A 3,784-nucleotide genomic window follows, 5' to 3' on the forward strand; every position below is an offset into this window, starting at 1 on the left:
ATCCAGGATGTAGTGGCCTCATCGACGGTGCGATGCCACTACATCCAGGTTCGGGCGCGATCTTGGGACGGTGCGGGGTGCGAGGCGATGGTTGCCGGCGAAACCATTGACTACGGCGGTCAGACAGCGTTGTCTTTCCTGTGGCACCTGGGGAAGGGGAGCGATGGTCGACGATTTGTCCCTCGTATTCTGTGTAAGCGCTGACGTGTCGGTACGCGAACGAATGGTGCGGCGACTCGACGGGCTCGGCACTCTGGTCATCTGCACCGACCTCGCCGAGTTGCAGGCGATGATCGGCCCGCCCATGGTCAACGGGCCGGCCTCACTCCTCAACCCCGCCGCACCCGGCGCCGTTGGCGCGTCAGCCGCCGCGCCCGAAGCCGCCGCCGCGCCCGCCCCCGCGCCGAAGGCCGCCGCCGCACCGAAGGCTGCCGCCGCACCGAGGGCTGCCGCCGCGCCCACCCCTGCTGTGACCTCGGGACGGATTAGCGTGCGTGACCTTGAGATCTATCCGCTCGACCACTTGGTGACGTGGCGCGGAGAACCGCTGGCCCTGACCCGACTCGAGCGCAACCTGCTCACCCAGCTCGCCACCGCACCGGTCGGAGTCTGGACGTACCAGAGGCTCTTCGAATCGGTCTGGGGCTGCGCGTTCCTCGGCGACACGTCGAGCCTGCACTCGGCCGTGAAGCGGTTACGTCGCAAACTGCACGCCGTCGACGACGCCCTGCGCGTGCACACCGTGCGGGGCATCGGCTACCGGCTCAGCGTCGACTGACGACGTGGCGCCACAAGCGAAACGGCTCGTCACCGGGTCTTCCGGTAACGAGCCGTTCTCCTCTGGTGGGCGATACTGGGTTTGAACCAGTGACCTCTTCCGTGTCAAGGAAGCGCGCTCCCACTGCGCCAATCGCCCGTGCTTGTTGCCGAGGTGGGGACGGGATTTGAACCCGCGTACACGGCTTTGCAGGCCGTTGCCTCGCCTCTCGGCCACCCCACCGAGGTTGCCCCCGTCATACGTGGCGGCAGCTCCGAGCGGACGACGGGATTCGAACCCGCGACCCTCACCTTGGCAAGGTGATGCGCTACCAGCTGCGCTACGTCCGCACGCCCCCGGACGTTCCCGGGTGACGGATGAGAACTTTAGCCGAGTGGGTGTTTGACTGCCAACTCGGGGTCGCCTCGGCGCGTCCGGGGTGGCCGGGGCTGGAGCGGAGTCACCCCCGGCAGGCTTCCTAGGGGGCTGGCCTGGTTCCTGGATCCGGCACGGACCGTCACACTCCGACATTCCTCGGCAATGATCGTCATCATGGCGTCGCATGCCCGACCATCGACGCCTGCGCGCCTCGACGCTGGGCAGCGGACCTCGATGAACACTCTCCGTGGAACGACCGACGACACCCGAAAGAAGTGTCCGGCTTCCGACTGTCACCGCGTGGATCGGCGCGCGGTGGTAACTGTTCGTGTTCGGTTGGATGGGCTACGGTAACGGTCGTGACGAGACGTGCGGCCGAGATCCGCCTGGATGCCCTGCTGCGCACCGCCTGCGACGTGATCGTGGAGCGCGGTCTGGCCAACACCCGGACGGCGGACGTGGCGAACGCCGCGGGCGTGAGTCAGGCGTTGGTTTTCTACCACTTTGCCACCAAGGAACGGCTGCTCGCGCAGGCCTTCGCGTACGCGGTCGAGCAGGATCTGGCTCGGCTCGACGCGGTGACCCGCTCCTCGGCCGCACCGCTGACCAAGCTCCGCCGGATCCTCAAGCTCTACACCCCGGCCGGACGGGCAACCTCCTGGTCGATGTGGATCGACGGCTGGTCCGAGTCGCTGCGTACCCCCGAGTTGGAGAAGGTGTCCCGGCGGCTCGACCTGCGCTGGCGGCAGGACCTGGCCGCGGTGATCACCGCGGGGGTGGCCGACGGCACCTTCCAGTGCGCCGACCCCGACGGGGCCGCCTGGCGGATCAGCGCGGTGATGGACGGCCTCGCCGTCCAACTCGCCGTGCACGACCGGGTCATCTCCCGCCGCCAGTTCGGCGAGTGGGTCCGGCTGGTCACCTCCCGGGAGCTCGGCCTGGACCCGGCCGACCTGGACTGATCTGGGCAGCCGGCACCGATCCCCCACACCGGGCCGGGCAAAACGGGCTCAGTCCGCCCCGTCGACCGGAACAATCGGCAGCATGGATCTCCTGGAGGCGTACCGCCGGAGCCTGGCCGAATTCATCGACCGGGTGGATCAGATCGAGCCCGGCCAGTGGGCCGACCCGACACCCTGCTCGGACTGGGACGTCCGCACGCTCGTCAACCACGTGGTGACCGAGGGCCGGTGGAGCGTTCCGCTGCTCGCCGGCCGGACCATCGACGAGGTCGGCGACCGGCTCGACGGTGACCAACTCGGCGCCGACCCGATCGCGACGGCTCGGGAGGTCGCCGCGCAGGCCGAGGTCGCCGCCACCCACCCCGGCACCATCGATCGCACCGTGCACCTCTCCAGCGGCGACACCCCGGCCAAGGAGTACCTCCAGCAACTCATCGCCGAGCACCTCGTGCACGGCTGGGACGTGGCGGTGGCGATCGGCGCACAGCCACGGCTCGACCCGGACGCGGTGCACGCCGCCGCCCAGTGGTTCGCCGGCCAGATCGACGCCTACCGGCGCAACAACCTGGTCCACACGGGAGTACAGGTGCCCGACGACGCCGACGAGCAGGACCACCTGCTGGCCGCGTTCGGCCGCGACCCCGACTGGGCGCCGAGCGCCTGATCAAATCTCGATCTGTTCGTGCGATAGCGGCTCGGGACCTTGCCGCGACCTTGGGAGACTGATATCCACAGATGCGCATGCGTCACCGCGCATCTGTGGTCGGCGGCTCGCCGGCCATCCCGCTCCCACGAGGAGGTCCCGTGCCACAACCGGAGTGGTCACCCCCGATGAGCCGGCGTCGACGCCGGCTCATCGCCATCCTGGCGACGACGGCGACGGTCGCCGCGCTGCTCCCCACCGGCGTGAGCACCGCGGCCCCCACCGGTGGAGCATCGTCCGCCGAGCGCCGGTCCGGGCCGTTCGCCGAGGGACACGCGCCCGCCGACGCCGACAACCGCACCGGTACGGCGGCACCCGACGCCCGGCAACGCGGCCTGGCCCGCGCCGTCGACCCCGACGTCCGGTGGAACCGGCTCGGCACCCCGCAGGCGCTCGGCCCCGGCCGCACCCCGCTGGCCAGCGGGCTGCCCGCCGACCCGGAGGCCGCCGCCCGCGCCTACCTGGCCGCCAACCACGACCTGTTCGGCATGGACGCCGCCACGGTGGCCAGCATGGAACGGGTGCTGGTCCGACCGATCGGCAGCGGCACCGTGGTCACCCTCCGGCAGCGCTTCGGTGACCTGCCCGCAGGGCCAGACGGCCTCGTCACCCTCGCGGTCGCCGACGGCGCGGTGCTTTCGGTCAGTTCCTCGCTGGCCCGCAACACCGGCACGCCGTCGCCGGCCACCCGCACCGCCGAGCAGGCATACGCCGCCGCGCTCGCCGACGCCAAGCTGACCGCCGACGCGGTGGCCAGCCACACCATCCGGTCGGTGGCCGTGCCCACCCCGCTGGACGGGCCACGGGCCGCCTACGAGGTGACCATGATCGGCGCGGACACCGAGCACCCGGCCGCGTTCACCAGCTACGTCGACGGCAGCACCGGGCAGGTGCTGGTCCGCGAGGACCTCGTCGACTTCGACTCCGACAACCCGAGCTGGGCGGTCTTCCCGGCCACCCCGCCCCGCGACCTCGGCCCCGGGC

3 protein-coding genes, 3 tRNA genes and 1 pseudogene are annotated in these 3,784 nt (G+C 70.7%); 4 read left to right on the forward strand and 3 right to left on the reverse strand.

Going from position 1 to position 3,784, the window contains the following annotated elements; translation table 11 throughout:
* The first annotated feature begins 163 nt into the window (after positions 1-163).
* Positions 164-778, forward strand: coding sequence for a winged helix-turn-helix domain-containing protein (locus DLJ58_RS35095; RefSeq protein ID WP_244218717.1), 615 nt, complete (start codon positions 164-166; stop codon positions 776-778).
* 63 nt (positions 779-841) lie between these two features.
* On the opposite strand, the gene DLJ58_RS00290 is transcribed toward DLJ58_RS35095, so the two are convergent.
* The 3 genes from DLJ58_RS00290 to DLJ58_RS00300 all read right to left on the reverse strand — a co-directional run bounded on the left by DLJ58_RS00290 (position 842) and on the right by DLJ58_RS00300 (position 1,107).
* Positions 842-916: transfer RNA gene (locus tag DLJ58_RS00290), tRNA-Val, on the reverse strand.
* 13 nt (positions 917-929) lie between these two features.
* Positions 930-1,000 (reverse strand) — tRNA-Cys (locus DLJ58_RS00295).
* A 34-nt stretch (positions 1,001-1,034) separates the two neighbouring features.
* Positions 1,035-1,107: transfer RNA gene (locus DLJ58_RS00300), tRNA-Gly, on the reverse strand.
* Between the two features lie 387 nt (positions 1,108-1,494).
* On the opposite strand from DLJ58_RS00300, the gene DLJ58_RS00305 reads away from it, so the two are divergent.
* The 3 genes and pseudogenes from DLJ58_RS00305 to DLJ58_RS00315 all read left to right on the forward strand — a co-directional run.
* Entirely contained in the window at positions 1,495-2,097 is a 603-nt protein-coding gene (locus DLJ58_RS00305; protein WP_091400759.1) for a TetR/AcrR family transcriptional regulator, read from the forward strand.
* A gap of 82 nt (positions 2,098-2,179) precedes the next feature.
* Positions 2,180-2,761, forward strand: a complete 582-nt coding sequence (locus tag DLJ58_RS00310; RefSeq protein ID WP_124853321.1) for a TIGR03086 family metal-binding protein — start codon at positions 2,180-2,182, stop codon at positions 2,759-2,761.
* 140 nt (positions 2,762-2,901) lie between these two features.
* A pseudogene (locus DLJ58_RS00315) lies at positions 2,902-3,784 on the forward strand (M36 family metallopeptidase); the annotation flags it as partial.

Origin of the sequence: Micromonospora arida, assembly GCF_003857035.1 — a bacterium.
In the GTDB taxonomy this organism is placed as follows: domain Bacteria; phylum Actinomycetota; class Actinomycetes; order Mycobacteriales; family Micromonosporaceae; genus Micromonospora; species Micromonospora arida.

Coding starts and splice junctions, on each gene's coding strand:
- DLJ58_RS35095 (WP_244218717.1), top strand. CDS start 164: ATGGTCGACGATTTGTCCCTCGTATTCTGTGTAAGCGCTGACGTGTCG.
- DLJ58_RS00310 (WP_124853321.1), top strand. CDS start 2,180: ATGGATCTCCTGGAGGCGTACCGCCGGAGCCTGGCCGAATTCATCGAC.